General features: G+C 71.6%; 12 protein-coding genes, 1 tRNA gene and 1 pseudogene. 6 read left to right on the top strand and 8 right to left on the bottom strand.

The genetic code is table 11. The features are described 5' to 3' along the window. Positions 1–331 precede the first annotated feature (331 nt). Both serS and ABTX60_RS14520 read left to right on the top strand, forming a co-directional pair. The gene (serS, locus tag ABTX60_RS14525) at positions 332–1609 is read left to right on the top strand and encodes a serine--tRNA ligase (RefSeq protein WP_352097388.1); all 1278 of its coding nucleotides are present in this window, start codon (positions 332–334) and stop codon (positions 1607–1609) included. After that, on the top strand, positions 1606–2424 hold the full coding sequence (locus tag ABTX60_RS14520) for an HAD family hydrolase (RefSeq protein ID WP_352097387.1): 819 nt from the start codon (positions 1606–1608) through the stop codon (positions 2422–2424). The genes serS and ABTX60_RS14520 overlap by 4 nt, the downstream gene beginning before the upstream one ends. A gap of 78 nt (positions 2425–2502) precedes the next feature. Here ABTX60_RS14520 and ABTX60_RS14515 read toward each other — a convergent pair. From ABTX60_RS14515 to ABTX60_RS14490, 6 genes are all read right to left on the bottom strand, one after another. Then, positions 2503–2589 (bottom strand) — tRNA-Ser (locus tag ABTX60_RS14515). Positions 2590–2873: 284 nt separating this feature from the next. Next, positions 2874–3137: an SGM_3592 family protein gene (locus tag ABTX60_RS14510; protein ID WP_352097386.1), complete on the bottom strand. Its 264-nt coding sequence runs from the start codon at positions 3135–3137 to the stop codon at positions 2874–2876. Between the two features lie 101 nt (positions 3138–3238). Further along, complete coding sequence (locus ABTX60_RS14505) at positions 3239–3958, bottom strand: ABC transporter permease (RefSeq protein ID WP_053670093.1); 720 nt, start codon at positions 3956–3958, stop codon at positions 3239–3241. A 9-nt stretch (positions 3959–3967) separates the two neighbouring features. Beyond that, positions 3968–4879, bottom strand: coding sequence for an ABC transporter ATP-binding protein (locus ABTX60_RS14500; RefSeq protein WP_097217810.1), 912 nt, complete (start codon positions 4877–4879; stop codon positions 3968–3970). Then, positions 4876–5793, bottom strand: coding sequence for an ABC transporter permease (locus ABTX60_RS14495; protein WP_352097385.1), 918 nt, complete (start codon positions 5791–5793; stop codon positions 4876–4878). The genes ABTX60_RS14500 and ABTX60_RS14495 overlap by 4 nt, the downstream gene beginning before the upstream one ends. After that, the gene (locus ABTX60_RS14490; protein ID WP_352097574.1) at positions 5783–6751 is read right to left on the bottom strand and encodes an ABC transporter ATP-binding protein; all 969 of its coding nucleotides are present in this window, start codon (positions 6749–6751) and stop codon (positions 5783–5785) included. Before ABTX60_RS14490 ends, ABTX60_RS14495 begins: the two co-directional genes overlap by 11 nt. Before the next feature lie 168 nt (positions 6752–6919). Between ABTX60_RS14490 and ABTX60_RS14485 the strand changes: the two are divergent. The 4 genes and pseudogenes from ABTX60_RS14485 (at position 6920) to ABTX60_RS14470 (ending at position 11377) form a co-directional block, all read left to right on the top strand. Beyond that, positions 6920–8675, top strand: a pseudogene (locus ABTX60_RS14485) (SDR family oxidoreductase). Positions 8676–8820: 145 nt separating this feature from the next. Further along, complete coding sequence (locus tag ABTX60_RS14480; protein WP_352097384.1) at positions 8821–9369, top strand: RNA 2'-phosphotransferase; 549 nt, start codon at positions 8821–8823, stop codon at positions 9367–9369. A gap of 84 nt (positions 9370–9453) precedes the next feature. Continuing rightward, positions 9454–10356, top strand: a complete 903-nt coding sequence (locus tag ABTX60_RS14475; protein ID WP_352097383.1) for an LLM class flavin-dependent oxidoreductase — start codon at positions 9454–9456, stop codon at positions 10354–10356. A 151-nt stretch (positions 10357–10507) separates the two neighbouring features. Next, the gene (locus ABTX60_RS14470; RefSeq protein ID WP_352097382.1) at positions 10508–11377 is read left to right on the top strand and encodes a Cof-type HAD-IIB family hydrolase; all 870 of its coding nucleotides are present in this window, start codon (positions 10508–10510) and stop codon (positions 11375–11377) included. Positions 11378–11396: 19 nt separating this feature from the next. On the opposite strand, the gene ABTX60_RS14465 is transcribed toward ABTX60_RS14470, so the two are convergent. Together ABTX60_RS14465 and cydD are read right to left on the bottom strand one after the other, a co-directional pair. Further along, entirely contained in the window at positions 11397–12464 is a 1068-nt protein-coding gene (locus ABTX60_RS14465; RefSeq protein ID WP_352097381.1) for a M23 family metallopeptidase, read from the bottom strand. A gap of 101 nt (positions 12465–12565) precedes the next feature. Beyond that, complete coding sequence (gene cydD, locus ABTX60_RS14460; protein WP_352097380.1) at positions 12566–16081, bottom strand: thiol reductant ABC exporter subunit CydD; 3516 nt, start codon at positions 16079–16081, stop codon at positions 12566–12568. Positions 16082–16084: the final 3 nt, after the last annotated feature.

The following is a 16084-nucleotide window of genomic DNA, read 5'->3' as shown; positions in this document are numbered from 1 at the left end:
CCCACTTCCACTCGAAAGTGAGAGTAGAGGGGGTTTGTCACGGGAATTCTTGGGACGGTCCGACCATTCGGAGTGATCGATTCCGTAGTCCACAGATCTTCCACACAGCCTGTGGATAACTCTTGCCGGATGGGGATCGCTGTGGACAACTGAACCCCAAGTCCCATGCCGCCCAAGGGATTACAGTCAAGATGACGCCCGCCGGATGCCACGTTCCGGGGAGAGACGTCTTCTTCATTGACACTGCGCGCAATTCACTCATAACGGTACGTAAGGCACGAGCGGAATAGTGAGTCGTGGGCGGTCATCCCGCACCGGTAGCCTTGGGCGCGTGATTGACCTTCGCCTGCTCCGTGAGGACCCCGACCGTGTGCGCGCGTCGCAGCGCGCCCGTGGAGAGGACGTCGCGCTCGTCGACGCCCTCCTGTCTGCCGACGAGCGGCGCAGGTCGTCCGGCGTCCGCTTCGACGAGCTCCGCGCCGAGCAGAAGGCGCTCGGCAAGCTCATCCCCAAGGCGGCCGGCGACGAGAAGGCCGAGCTGCTGAAGAAGGCGGGCCAGCTCGCCGCCGATGTCAAGGCCGCCGACGCGGACCGCGACGCGGCCGCGACCGAGACCCAGGAACTGCTCCAGCGGCTCGGCAACCTCGTGCACCCGGACGTGCCCGTGGGCGGCGAGGAGGACTTCGTCACCCTCGAGACGCACGGCACGATCCGCGACTTCGACGCCGAGGGCTTCGAGCCCAAGGACCACCTGGCGCTCGGCCAGCTCCTCGGCGCGATCGACGTCGAGCGCGGCGCCAAGGTCTCCGGCTCGCGCTTCTACTTCCTGACCGGCGTCGGCGCGCTCCTGGAACTCGCCCTCGTGAACGCGGCGATGGCGCAGGCCACCGCGGCCGGTTTCACCCCGATGCTGACCCCGGCGCTGGTCCGCCCCCAGTCCATGGCGGGCACGGGCTTCCTCGGCCAGGCCGCGCAGGACGTCTACCACCTCGCCGACGACGACCTCTACCTGGTCGGCACGTCCGAGGTGGCGCTCGCGGCGTACCACATGGACGAGATCCTCGACGCCGACCGTCTCCCGCTGCGCTACGCAGGCTTCTCGCCCTGCTTCCGCCGCGAGGCCGGCTCGCACGGCAAGGACACCCGGGGCATCTTCCGCGTGCACCAGTTCGACAAGGTCGAGATGTTCTCCTACGTCGCTCCCGAGGACTCGCAGGCCGAGCACCAGCGCCTGCTGGAGTGGGAGAAGCAGTGGCTGACCTCGCTGGAGCTGCCGTACCGCGTGATCGACGTGGCGAGCGCAGACCTGGGCTCCTCGGCCTCCCGCAAGTTCGACTGCGAGGCGTGGATCCCGACCCAGGGCAAGTACCGCGAGCTGACCTCGACCTCGGACTGCACCGAGTTCCAGTCCCGCCGCCTGTCGATCCGCGTCCGTGAGGGCAAGCAGGTCCGCCCGCTGGCCACGCTGAACGGCACGCTGTGCGCCGTCCCGCGCACGATCGTGGCGATCCTGGAGAACCACCAGCTGGCCGACGGTTCGGTGCGCGTGCCCGAGGTGCTGCGTCCGTACCTGGGCGGCCGGGAGGTCCTGGAGCCGGTGGCCAAGTGAGCGGCACGGCTTCCCCGGGCGCCTTCCCGTACCGGCTCGTCGCCACCGATCTCGACGGGACGCTGCTGCGCTCCGACGACACGGTGTCGCAGCGCACCCGTGACGCGCTCGCCGCGGCCACCGCGGCGGGCGCCGCGCACATCGTCGTCACCGGCCGCGCGGTCCCGTGGACCCGGCACATCCTCGATGACCTCGGCTACCAGGGCCTTGCCGTCTGCGGCCAGGGCGCACAGGTCTACGACGCCGGCGCGCACCGCCTGCTGACGTCGGTGACGCTGGACCGGCAGCTGGCCGGAGTGGCGCTGGCCAAGATCGAGGCGGAGGTGGGCCCGCTCCACCTGGCGGCGAGCCGCGACGGCCTCGACGGCGAGGTGCTGGTGGGCCCGGGCTACGCGGTGCAGGGCACCCTGCCCGCCACGCCTTTCACGGACGCGTCGGACCTGTGGACCGCTCCCCTGAACAAGCTGTACATCCAGCACCCGACGCTGTCCGACGACGAGCTCTGTGAGGCGGCCACGCGCACCGCGGGCGGTTTCGTCAACGTCACCATGGCGGGCGCGGGCATCGTCGAGCTGCTCCCCCTCGGCCTGTCCAAGGCGACGGGGCTGTCCCTGGCGGCCCGTCGGCTCGGTCTGAAGGCGGCCGACACGATCGCCTTCGGTGACATGCCCAATGACATACCGATGTTCGCCTGGGCCTCCTACGGCGTCGCCATGGCGGACGCCCACGAGGAACTGAAGGCGGTGGCCGACGAGGTGACGTCCTCCCACGACGAGGACGGCATCGCGGTGGTGCTGGAGCGACTGCTGGGCTGAACCCCGGGCCCGGCGGTCGGAGCCCGCAGCTCGAGGCCAGTGCTCAGGGCCCGATACCCAGGGCTCGATGGTGTTCGGCGGAGGATGCACGGATCGAACGTGCGCGGGCCTTTCGACCCGACCATGGCTTAGCAAGCCAGTGCCTTACCACTCGGCCAATCCTCCGGGTGGGCGGCCCACGCGATGTGCGATTCGCGTGCTCGAAGCGGCCGCCCCGGGCAGCTCCCCGTATGGGCGGGTTCCACGGAGGGGTAGTGGCTACTCCGGATCCCGCCGCCGGCTGCCCTGAAGGGAGCTGGACGTACTGCCGTGCATGGACATCGTCCCGCTCCTCTCCCGGCTCGTGACTCCGGACCGATCGGGCCCGGCGCTGACGACAACCACTTTGCCTGCCGGGCGAATTGGACGCCACCGAATAAAACGGCGACGGGCTCCGACGACGCGGGCGGCTAGCGCCTGCGCCATCTGCGACGGCGGGCCTTGCTGAAGAACCAGCCCGCGGGCGGCTCGTCGGACCGCCAGGGCTGCGGCTCCGGTTCCTCGCGGCTCCACTTCGCGGCGAGCATCCGGGCCCGGGCGGACGGCTCGGAGGTTCCGGCGGAGCGTATGAAGTCCTCGTCCAGGACGACACCGTCGAGCTCGTCCCGGGTGCCGTCATCGGACCCGGAACCGTACGTGCCGCGGTCGTCGTACTGAGCGCTCTCGCCCGCCATGTCCGTCCTCCCAGCCGTCCAACTCCTTTTGTGCTTCCCCTACATCCCGTTCGCCCAGTGTGCCCCGGCGGAGATGAAGCCCCCGTCAAGGCCGGGGCACGTCACTCCTCGCCCGCGAGCGTCAGGGAACGCAGCTTCTGTCCGGCGTACCAGGTGGCCAGCACCGTGACGGCGACGAGCAGCACCGTCGCCGTGGTCAGGCCCACGTCGGAGGAGACCAGGTCCCCGCCGGACACCTTCTGGGCCACTGCCAGCGACCACTGCTGGACGCTCAGCGTGCGCGCGCCCGGCACCAGGGAGCCGAACAGGGCCTCCCAGACCAGCGCGTAGACGAGGCCGAACACCACCGCGTGCCGGGAGACCGTGCCCAGCAGCAGGAACAGGGCCGCGTACGCGATGGACGCGACCAGCGCGGCGACCGTGTAGGCGACGGCGACCTGCTGGCCGTTGCCGTTCAGGATGAAGCCGGCGATGAGCGTGGGCACCGCGGAGAACACCATCGTCACGGCGATCGCGACGATCAGCTTGGTGAAGATGATCGTCGGTCGTTTGATCGGCTTCGACAGCAGGTACACCACCGATCCGTCGTCGATCTCCGGGCCGATCGCGCCCGTCCCGGCGATGACGCCGATGATCGGCACCATCGTGGCGAGGGCGAGTCCGCCCAGCAGGTCGGACGCCGTCTGGTCGTCCGCTCCGGCCAGAGCGCGCACCGCCACGGCGATCACGATCAGCAGCATCGGCAGGGCGCCGAGGATGAGGGCCCGGCGCCGGCCGAGCAGGGCCCGGTAGGTGAGCCGGGCGACTGTGGGGTCGTACATCAGGGCCTCCTACGCCGCGACGAGGTACGAGAAGACGGACTCGAGGGACTCGTCCGACGGCGAGACCGTGAGCAGCCGGATGCCGTGGTCCCTGGCCACCCGCGGCAGCAGGGCCGTGAAGCGTCCGAAGTCGACGGCCTGGATGCGCAGCGCGCCCTCGGCGAGGTCGACCTCGATGCCGGCCGTCGACGGGTCGGCGATCAGCGCGGCCGCGAGGGCGCGGTCGTCGCTGGAACGCACCAGGTAGCGGTGCGGCCGGTCGGTCATCAGGCGGCGGATCTTGCGGAAGTCGCCGCTGGCGGCGTGCCGGCCGGCGACGACGACCTCGATGTGCCAGGCGAGTTGCTCGACCTCTTCGAGGATGTGGGACGAGAACAGGACCGTGCGGCCCTCGTCGCCCATGCGGCGCAGCAGGTCCATCAGCTGCATGCGCTGGCGCGGGTCCATGCCGTTGAACGGCTCGTCCAGCAGGAGCAGCGAGGGGTCGTGGACCAGCGCGGAGGCCATCTTCACGCGCTGGCGCATGCCCTTGGAGTACGTCTGGATCTTGCGGTCCTGGGCGTACTCCATCTCGACCGTGGCGAGCGCCTTCTGGGCCGCCTTGGCACCCAGGCCGTGCAGCTCGGCGTTGGCCAGGACGAACTCCTTGCCGGTGAGGAAGTCGTACATCGCCTCCCGCTCGGGCACGACACCGATGTGCTTGTAGATCTGCTCGTTGCGCCACACGGCCTGACCGTCGAGGGTGACCGTGCCGGTGGAGGGGGCCAGGAAGCCGCCCATCATGTTGATGAGGGTGGACTTTCCGGCGCCGTTGGGGCCGAGCAGGCCCGTGACCCCGGGGCCGATGGTCATGGTGATGTCGTTGACGGCGACCACGTTGCCGAACCAGCGGGAGACGTGGTCGATGTTGAGCGTGGTCACATTCCCACCTTCTTGTAGCGGCGCATCAGGAGGCCGTAGCTCGCCGCGATCAGGCCCAGGGCGACGGCGACGTAGACGAGGCCCTCGGCGGTGCTCGGGCCCACCCCGCTCGGGGAGGCGGACGTCGCGCCCAGGAAGGCGGACTGCACACCGTCGACGAGCGTGATCGGCGAGAACAGCCCGATCCACGGCACGGCGTCGCCGCTGCCCTGGGCGTCGGCGATGGCCTGGAGGGTGGAGACCGCGCCGTAGGTGATGGTCAGCACGGCGATCACGGCCGCGATGCCGAAGCCGCGGCGCGGAGTGAAGGACGCGATGACCAGGCCGATGCCTGCGAACAGCAGTGAGAGCAGTGCCACGGAGACGAGTCCCTGAGCGAATCCCTTGGTCTGGTCGGCGAAGTCGAGCTTGGCCAGCAGCGCGCCCACGTAGAGCACGAGCAGGGGCGCGGCGGTGAGGATGAACAGCGCCGAGGCCAGTGCCGCGAACTTGGCGCGGACGTAGTCGGCGGTCTCGATGGGCCGCGAGAAGTACAGCGGAACGGTCTTGAAGCGCAGGTCCCGCGAGACGGACTGGGGTGCCTGCGAGGCGACGTACAGGCTGATGACCGCCTGCATGACGATCGCGTTGCGCGTGTAGTCCAGCGGGAGGGCGTTGGCCTTGGTGGCGACCGCCACGGCGACGATGATGGCCGCGGGCACGCACATCACCACGAACAGCAGCATCGGCAGCACCTTGGACTTGACCGAGCGGCCGAGGCCGTAGGAGCCGCGCAGGGACTGCGAGTACAGGGAGCGGCGGGCGTAGGCGCGGCCGAGGCGCGGGCCGTCGTAGTTGCGGTAGCCGATGTTGTGGATGCGGGTCTGGTCACCCGGTGCCGGGGCGGGTGCCCCCGTGGAGTGCTCAAGCGCCATGGCCGACCGCCTCCTTCCGCTGCTCGCGCTCGTCGCTGCTGGTGAAGACCTCGGAGATGTGGTGCCGGCGCTGCTCCATGCGCACCAGGCCGAGACCGAGGTCCGCGATCACGTCCCGGACCAGGTCGTACGTCTCGTCGCCCTGCGCCGTGAGCAGCAGGACGTGGCCGGCGCCCGGCAGGCCGCTGCCGTCCTCGACGGTCACCCCGCGCGCGTGCAGCGCCTCGCGGGCCGCGCGGGTGCCGTCCGGGTGCTCGTCGGTGTCGGTGACCTCGATGGCGAGGGTCGTGGTGGTCTGCGTGAAGTCCGTGGTGGAGCTGGAGCGCAGGAGCTTGCCGCCGTCCACGACGACGACGTGGTCGCAGGTGCGCTCCAGCTCGCCGAGCAGGTGGGAGGTGACCAGGACCGAGATGCCGAAGTCGGTGTGGATCCGGCGGATCAGGCCGAGCATCTCGTCGCGGCCGACGGGGTCGAGGCCGTTGGTCGGCTCGTCCAGGAAGACCAGCTGCGGGTCGTGGACCAGGGCCTGGGCGAGCTTGACGCGCTGCTTCATGCCGGTGGAGTAGCCGCCGATGGGGCGGTAGCGCTCCTCGTACAGGCCGACGTGGCGCAGGGTGTCGGCCGTGCGCTCGCGCGCGGCGGTGGGCGGCAGACCGGACATGCGCGCCATGTGGACGACGAACTCGGTGGCCGAGACGTCCGGCGGCAGGCAGTCGTGCTCGGGCATGTAGCCGACCCGTTCGCGGATGGCGGCGCCCTTGGTGGCGACATCGAGACCGAGCACTTCGGCGCGGCCCTCGGTGGCGGGGGACAGACCCAGCAGGATCTTGATCAGTGTGGACTTGCCGGCTCCGTTGGCTCCGACGAGTCCGGTCACACCGGGCCCGACGTCCACGGAGAGCCGGTCAAGCGCGGTCACCCGGGGGAACCGCTTGCTCAGGCTTTCGGTCGCGATCACAGTCACCCTCCGAAGGTAGGGGCCGTGTGCGTGGCGGGCATCACTCCGCAGAGCTGTCTTGGGGTCAGCCCTGAGTATTACGGGCCCCTAGGGGAGCTGGTTCTTCAGAGTTACCACGGCCGGGAACCTTCTATTGACGAACTCTCTAACAACTGCCAGATTCGCCGGATGACGTTGCTGACGGGTGCGCGGGAGCGCTGGGTGCGGACCGGCGAAGTCGAGCTGTGCGTGGCCGAGATGGGTGATCCGGGGCGGCCGACGGTCGTTCTGGTGCACGGCTACCCGGACAGCAAGGAGGTGTGGTCCGAGGTCGCCGGGCGGCTCGCCGGACGCTTCCACGTGGTGGCGTACGACGTCCGCGGCCACGGCCGGTCGACGGCGCCGCGGCCGCTGCGGGGCGGCTTCACGCTGGAGAAGCTGACGGACGACTTCCTGGCCGTGGCGGACGCGGTGAGCCCGGACCGGCCGGTGCATCTGGTCGGGCACGACTGGGGATCGGTGCAGGCCTGGGAGTTCACCACCGTCGAGCGCACGAAGGGCCGCATCGCCTCCTTCACCTCGATGTCCGGGCCCTCCCTCGACCACTTCGGCCACTGGATCGACCGGCGGGTGAAGCGTCCCACCCCGCGCCGGGTCGGCCAGTTGCTGGGGCAGGGCGCCCGGTCCTGGTACGTGTACCTGCTGCACACGCCCGCGCTGCCCGAGCTGGCCTGGCGCGGCCCGCTCGGCAAGCGCTGGCCGCGGGTGCTGGAGCGCGTCGAGAAGGTGCCCCGGGGCGACTACCCCACCGCGTCCCTGCCCTCGGACGCGGCCCACGGGGCCTGGCTGTACCGGGACAACGTCCGGCCCCGGCTGCGCGCACCACGTCCGGACGCCCACGCCCACGCGCCCGTGCAGATCATCACGCCCCTGCAGGACCGGTTCCTCTCGGAGCGGCTCCACGACGAGCTGGAGCAGTGGGTTCCGCGGTTGACTCGCAGGACGATCCAGGCGGGGCACTGGATCCCGCGGACCCGCCCCGACCGACTGGCCTCGTGGATCGAGGAGTTCGTGACGTCCGTCGAGAACGGACGGTCCCCGGTGGCGGCGGCCGGCGAGCACGCCCAGCGGTTCGGCGGGCAGCTGGTGCTGGTCACCGGGGCGGGCAGCGGTATCGGGCGGGCGACCGCGCTCGCGTTCGCCGAGGCCGGCGCGCGCGTGGTGGCCGTCGACCGGAACGAGGAGGCGGCGGTCCGCACCGCCGGGTCCTGCCGCCTGCTGGGCGCCCCCGGGGCCTGGGCGGAGACGGTCGACGTCTCCGACGAGCAGGCCATGGAGAAGCTCGCCGACAAGCACCGCCGAGCACGGGGTGGTGGACGTCCTCGTGAACAACGCCGGGATCGGACTGTCCGGTTCCTTCTTCGACACCACCCCGGAGGACTGGAAGAAGGTCCTCGACGTCAACCTGTGGGGTGTCATCCACGGATGCCGGCTCTTCGGCCGGCGGATGGCCGAGCGCGGGCAGGGCGGCCACATCGTCAACGTGGCATCGGCCGCGGCGTACCAGCCGTCCCGGGCGCTGCCCGCGTACAGCACCTCCAAGGCGGCCGTGCTGATGCTCAGCGAGTGCCTGCGGGCGGAGCTCACCGAGCGGGGGATCGGCGTGACGGCGGTCTGCCCCGGCATCGTGAACACCGCCATCACGTCGACGGCGCACTTCGCCGGCGTCGACGCCCTGGAGGAGAAGCGGCTGCAGAAGCGCGCCGCCCGCCTGTACGGGCTGCGGAACTATCCACCGGAGAAGGTCGCCCGTGCGATCCTGCGTGCGGTCACGCGCGATGAGGCGGTGGTGCCGGTGACCCCGGAGGCGCGGGGTGCGCGGTGGCTGTCACGGTGGGCACCGGGAGCACTGCGGAGCCTGGCGCGGATGAAGCCACCGGTGTGAGGCCGAGGCCCCAAAGGCCGTGCGGCGAAGGCCAGTTGTCCACAGAACTGCCAATTCCCCTGTGGATAACCATACTTGGCTGTGGATCAAACCTCGGAGATGAAACTCGATCGCGTGATTCGCGTCTCTCCCGCACCCTGATGGGATGGACGAAAGACGCACCGTGAAGGTGTCGAAGTATCTGTCGAAGCATCTGCGCCACCAGCCGGAACGCATCGGGCTCACGCTCGACGAGGCCGGCTGGGTCGAGATCGACACCTTGATCGCCGCGGCCGCCGCGCACGGTTTCCGGTTCACCCGCGACGAACTGGACCAAGTCGTCGCCACCAACGACAAGCGGCGTTTCGCCGTCGCAGGCACCCGGATCCGCGCCAGCCAGGGCCACAGCGTGGAGGTCGACCTCGGGCTCGCGCCGGCCACCCCGCCCGCACACCTCTACCACGGCACTGTCGCCGCCTCCTTGGACGCGATCCGCGCCGAGGGACTCCGGCCCATGCGCCGGCACGCCGTGCACCTCTCACCCGACCGGGAGACGGCGACCCGGGTCGGATCCCGCCGGGGGCAGCCGGTCGTGCTCGGCGTGGACGCGTCGGCCATGCACGCCGACGGTCACGTTTTTCACGTCAGCGCCAACGGGGTGTGGCTCACCGAGGCGGTACCGCCGCGCTACCTGCGCTTTCCCGGACCGCACTGACACGACTTGTGTGATCAGAAACTCAGGGTGACGGGTTTCACGTGAAACACGGGCGACCCACCGGGCTCCCTTAGGCTCGATCTCATGAGTCTGCGTCTGAGCACCGTGATCCTCCCGTACCGCCGCTGGCACGAAGGCGGCCGCGCGGCCTGGACGCGCGCCGAGCAGCTCGGTTTCCACACCGCGTACACCTACGACCACCTGTCCTGGCGCACCTTCCGGGACGGCCCGTGGTTCGGCGCCGTGCCGACCCTCACGGCCGCCGCGAGCGTCACCGACCGGCTGCGGCTGGGCACCCTGGTGACCTCTCCGAATTTCCGGCACCCCGTGACGCTCGCCAAGGAGCTGATCTCCCTCGACGACATCTCCGGCGGGCGGGTCACGCTGGGCATAGGAGCAGGCGGCTCCGGCTTCGACGCCACCGCGCTCGGCCAGGAGCCGTGGACCCCGCGCGAGCGCGCCGACCGCTTCGCCGAGTTCGTCCCGCTGCTCGACCGGCTGCTCTGTGAGGACGCCGTCTCGTACGAGGGCGACTTCTACTCCGCCCACGAGGCGCGGAACATCCCCGGCTGTGTGCAGCGCCCCAGGCTGCCGTTCGCCGTGGCGGCGACCGGGCCACGAGGGATGCGGTTGGCCGCCCGGTTCGGGCAGGCCTGGGTGACCACCGGCGACCCGAAGCTGTACGAGAACGGCACGCCTGAGCAGTCGGTTCAGGCCATGCGTGGGCAGACGGAGAGGCTCGACGACATCTGCGCCGAGGTCGGCCGGGACATGACCGATCTCGATCGGGTGCTGCTCACCGGTTTCACACCGGACCGTGTCGGCCCTCTCCAGTCCCTGGACGCGTTCGTGGACTTCGCCGGACGGCACAGGGAGCTGGGCTTCACGGAGCTCGTGATCCACTGGCCGATCCCCGACTCCCCCTTCGCCGCGGACGAGAAGGTCTTCGAGCAGATCGCGATGGAGGCGCCGGCGCAGCTGCGCTGAGGCGGGGGATGCGCCGAGACCGCTGCCGAGGGCCTCTGCTCAGGGGCCAGGGGGAAGCGACTGCTCATGAGGGGCTCCTGGTGGGAGCGTTATCCACTCACCTGTGCGGAGCCCCGCACGCCCGTGCAGACATGTGCGGGACAATGGCCGGGTGACCTCAGCGACCCGACAGCCCGAGACCGCGGCCGAGACCCTCCCGCCGCGACTGATCGCCACCGACCTCGACGGCACTCTGCTGCGCGACGACAAGTCGGTGTCCCCTCGTACGGTCGCCGCGCTGGCCGCCGCCGAGGAGGCGGGCATCGAGGTCTTCTTCGTCACGGGTCGCCCGGCCCGCTGGATGGACGTCGTCAGCGACCACGTGCACGGTCACGGCCTGGCGATCTGCGGCAACGGCGCCGCCGTGGTCGACCTGCACGGCGGCCCCGGTGCCCACCGGTTCGTGAAGGTGCGGGAGCTGGCCCGGGAGAACGCCCTGGACGCCGTTCGGCTGCTGCGCGACGCGGCACCGGGCACCGTGTACGCGGTGGAGCAGACCTACGGCTTCTACCAGGAGCCGGCGTACCCGAAGCTGCACATGGAGACGCCGGACAGCCTCGCCCCGGCCGAGGAACTGCTGGGCCCGGACCACCAAGCCGCCGCGGAGCCGGTGCTGAAGATCCTCGCCTACCACCCCGAGATCGACCCGGACGCCTTCCTGACCCTGGCCCGCCTCGCCATCGGCGACCGTGCCAACGTCACCCGCTCCAGCCCCAGCGCCCTCCTCGAGATCAGCGGTCCAGGAGTGTCGAAGGCCAGCACCCTCGCGCTGTGCTGCGCCGAGCGCGGCATCTCGCACGAGCAGGTCGTCGCCTTCGGTGACATGCCGAACGACGTGGAGATGCTGACCTGGGCGGGCCGGTCGTACGCGATGGGCAACGCGCACCCCGACGTCATCGCCGCCGCCTCGGGCCGGACGGTGGCGAACAACGAGGACGGGGTGGCGGTCGTCATCGAGCAGTTGCTGACCGAACTGCCGTAGCCACCGGAGCCGGGGTGTCTCAGAGGGACACCCCGCGCGCCGCCAGCCACGAGACCGGATTCACCGACGAGCCCGACTCCGCTGTGATCCGGGCCTCGAAGTGCAGGTGCGGCCCGGTGGAGTTGCCCGTGGTGCCCGACTGGCCGATCCACTGCCCGGGGCTGACGTGCTCCCCCTGGTCGACCGCGAGCGAAGCGAGATGCGCGTACTGCGTGTAATAGCCGTTCGCGTGCTCGAGCACGATCTCCATGCCGAAGGCGCCGCCGCAGGACACCCTCACCACCCGGCCCGCGCCAACGGCCCGCACCGGCGTGCCGATCGGCACCGCGAAGTCCTGCCCGGTGTGCCGGTTCGACCACCGCTCACCGCCGCTGCCATAGGACGCCGACAGCTGGTACGTCTCGACCGGCGCGACCCAGTCGCCCTCGGTGAACCCCGTCTCCGGCTGGTCGAGCCGGACGGCTCCGCGGCACGCCCCGGCGGCGACCGCGGCGTCCGCCTGTCCCTGAAGCTGTGAGCGCGCCGACTCCAGTTTCTGCTCGATGTCCGACTTCAGACCCGCGAGTTGCGTCTTGCGCCGCTCCAGAGCCTGCCACCGGTCCGCGGCCCTGGCCTCGTCCACCGCCAGTCGTGCCTCGGCCCGCCGGTTCTTGGAGATCGCGTTGTTCACGGCGAGATCCGCCTGCGAGAAGGCGTGCTGACCTCGCATCAGGCTGTCGGGGCTGTCCGCGAGGATCATGTGCGCGGCCACCGGAAGGCCACCACTGCTGCGGTACTGGGCCCGGGCGATCCGGCCGAGGTCCTCGTGCAGAGCGGCGATGTGCCGCCGCTGCGCGTCGAGGAGTTCCTCCGCCCGCTGGGCCTCGGCCCGCTGCTCCTCGGCCTCCCGGCGACCGGCCTCGTACTGCTGCGTCGCCACCGCGGCCTCCTCGTACAGCCGCGCCACCTCGGCGCTGAGGCTTGTGTCCCCTCCCGTGCCCGTTCCGCTGCCGGGTTCCTCGGGCGCAGCCGTCGGCCGGGCCGCGAGCACGGCCAGCGCACACAGCAGGACCGGAACCAGCAGCCGATGGCGGCGATATGAGCGCATGTCAGCGATCGTCGCCCAGCACCGCGGGCCCGGTCCTGTTCAAGTCCTACGGCTGGGGGACCTGCTGCGCCGAACGGCCCAAAGCACACCGTCCCCGGCCGCTACCTCGCTCCCACCAGCGACTGCGCAGCCGCTTCCCGCTCCGCCATCTCCTGCAGCGGCCCCTGCACCGCCAGCAGGTCCGCGTACCGGCCGCGCTGCACGGCCCGTCCCCGGTCCAGCACGATCACCTCGTCGACCTCTTCGAGGCCCGCCAGCCGGTGCGTGATGAGCAGCGTGGTCCGCCCCTCGGTGACGGCCAGCAGATCGGCGGTGAGCGCGTCGGCCGTCGCCAGGTCGAGGTGCTCGGCGGGCTCGTCCAGGACCAGGACGGGGAAGTCCGCGAGAAGTGCCCGGGCCAGCGCCAGCCGCTGCCGCTGGCCTCCCGACAGCCGCGCCCCGTGCTCGCCGACGAGCGTGTCCAGACCGCCGGGCAGGCCGTCCGCCCACTCCAGCAGCCGGGCGCGGCCCAGCGCGGCGCGCAGCTGCTCCTCGGTGGCGTCCTTCCTGGCGAGCAGCAGGTTCTCGCGCAGCGAGCTGTCGAAGAGATGCGCGTCCTGCGCACACAGCCCGACGAGCCCTCGTACGTCGTCGCCGTGCAGCGCGGACGCGTCCACACCCGCGAGCGTGTAGGAGCCCGCCTCCGCGTCGAGGAACCGCAGCAGCACCTGAGCCAGTGTGGTCTTGCCGGAGCCGGAGGGTCCGACCACGGCGATGCGGCGCCCTTCGTCGAGGGTCAGGTCGAGCCCGTCGAGCGCCTTCCGGTCCTGCCCCGCGTGCCGGGCGGTCAGTCCCTTGACGGCGACCGGGAACGGCGACGCGGGCGCCTGCCGAGGCCGTTGCGGCTCCCTCACCGGCTCAGGGGCGTCCAGCACCTCGTACACCCGCCCAGCGCTGCGGCGCACGCGCTGCCGGTACTGCACGGCGAGCGGCAGCCCGAGCACGGCCTCGAAGGCGGCGAGCGGAGTGAGGACGACGACGGCCATGGCCACGCCGTCGAGCCGTCCGGCGGCGACCGCCTGCGCGCCGGCCAGCGCCGCGCCCGTTACGGTCAGCCCGGAGATCAGCGCGGTGAGACCGTCGCCCAGGGCGGTGGCCGTGGCGGCCCGCGCGGCGATCCGGGTCAGCGCCCCGTCGGCCTCACGCGCCCGGGCGGTACGCGCGGGCAGCGCACCGGCGACGGTCAGTTCCGCGGTGCCGGTGAGCAGATCGGCCACCCTCGTCGCGAGCACCCCGCGGGCGGGTGCCAGCTTGTGTTCGGCCCGCCGGGACACCGCGCCGGTGACCAGCGGTACACCGGCCCCCGCCGCCAGGAGCCCGGCCGCGAGCACCGCCCCGGCCTCGGGCAACAACCACGCGGTGAAGCCGACCGTCGCGGCCGACACGAGCAGGGCGGCCCCGGCCGGCAGCAGCCACCGCAGCCAGTAGTCCTGCAGCGCGTCCACGTCCGCGACCAGCCGGGAGAGCAGATCGCCCCGGCGGACCCGGCGCAGTCCGGCCGGTGCCAACCGCTCCAGCCTGCGAAACACCGCGACCCGGGTGTCCGCCAGCATCCGCAGCACGGCGTCGTGCGACACCAGTCGCTCGGCGTACCGGAACACGGCCCGCCCGATCCCGAACGCCCGCGTCGCGGTGACGGCCATCATCAGATACAGCACGGGCGGCTGCTGCGAGGCCCGCGAGATCAGCCACCCCGAGGTGGCCATGAGTCCCACGGCACTCCCCAGGGCGAGACTCCCGAGCAGCAGCGCGAGTCCCAGCCGCCCGCGCCGGGCACCGGACATCGCGCGGACGCGCGTGAGGACACCGCCCCGAGCCGGCCCTCCGACGGACTCGGCCGGAGCGGGTTGCTCGAGCTCGACGAACGGGGTGCCGGTTGCCGGGGTAGCGGCGGGCGCCACAGGCGGGGCAGCGGTGGTCCCGGGCTCCGCCGGCCGCGCCGCCCGGTCCGCCGCCTCCAGCCGCACCACCCGGTCCGCGACGTCCAGCAGCGCCGGCCGGTGCACCACCAGCAGCACCGTCCGGCCGGCCGCGAGCCGCCGCACCGCCGCGACGACCTCGGCCTCGGTGGCCCCGTCGAGGGCCGCCGTCGGCTCGTCGAGCAGCAGCACGGGCCGGTCGGCGAGGAACGCTCGGGCCAGTGCCAGGCGCTGCCGCTGCCCGGCGGACAACCCGGCACCGTCCTCGCCGAGCACGGTCTCCGCGCCCTCGGGCAGCGCGTCGACGAACTCCAGCGCCCCGGCGTCCCGCAGCGCCCGCCGTACGGAGTCGTCGTCGGCGCCGGGCCGCGCCAGCCGTACGTTCTCTGCGATCGTCCCGGCGTAGAGATGCGGCCGCTGCGGCACCCACGCGATCCGGGAGCGCCACTGCTTCAGGTCGGCTTCGACGAGGTCGACGCCACCGACCCGCACCCGCCCCTCGGCCGGTCGCACGAACCCCAGCAGCGCACTCAGCAGCGTCGACTTGCCGGCGCCGCTCGGCCCGACCAGCGCGACCGTCTCCCCCGGCTCGACGCCGAAGGTCACGTTCGTGACGGCGTCCGCCGACCGCCCCGGGTAGCGGACGGTCACGCCCTCGAAGGACAGCGCACCCTCCGGCACGACCTCGGAGCCGGACGCCGGCCGGGGCGTCTCCAGGACCCCGAAGATCTCCTCGGCGGCGGCGAGCCCCTCCGCCGCCGCGTGGTACTGCGCCCCGACCTGCCGCAAGGGCAGGTACGCCTCGGGGGCGAGGATCAGGATGACCAGACCGATGTACAGGTCCATCTCGCCGTGCACCAGCCGCATGCCGATCGTCACGGCGACCAGTGCCACCGAGATCGTCGCGAGCAGTTCCAGGGCGAACGAGGAGATGAAGGCGATCCGCAGCGTCCGCATGGTCGCCCGGCGGTACTCGCCGGTGATGCGGCGGATCGACTCGGCCTGCGCCTTGGCCCGTCCGAAGACCTTCAGCGTCGGAAGGCCCGCCACGACGTCCAGGAAGTGCCCGGACAGCCGTGACAGCAACCGCCACTGACGGTCCATCCGGGACTGGGTGGCCCAGCCGATCAGCACCATGAAGACCGGGATGAGCGGCAGGGTGCACACGATGATGGCTGCGGAGACCCAGTCCTCGGTGACGATCCGCGCCAGCACCGCCACCGGCACGACCACCGCGAGGCCCAACTGCGGCAGATACCGCGAGAAGTAGTCGTCGAGGGCGTCGACGCCCCGGGTGGCCAGGGCGACCAGCGAACCGGTCCGCTGCCCGGCCAGCCAACCCGGCCCCAGCTCAGCGGCGCGCTCCAGCAGCCGCCCCCGCAGCTCGGACTTCACGGCCGCACTCGCCCGGTGCGCGGCGAGTTCCGTGAGCCAGCCGACCAGCGCCCGGCCGACCGCGACGACGGCCAACAGCACCAGGGGAGTGCCGAGTTCGGACACGGCCAAGCGGTGCTGGAACGCACCGACCACCACCTCGGCGATGAGCATCGCCTGCGCGATGACCAACCCCGCGCCCACCGCCCCCAGGGCGACGACCGCCACCAGGAAGGCACGGGTGGCACGGGCGTACCGGAGCAGACGCGGGTCGATCGGTTTCACGTG

Origin of the sequence: Streptomyces sp. NPDC126510 (assembly GCF_040302345.1) — a bacterium.
GTDB lineage: Bacteria > Actinomycetota > Actinomycetes > Streptomycetales > Streptomycetaceae > Streptomyces.
This window is presented reverse-complemented; position numbering and strand designations above follow the sequence as displayed.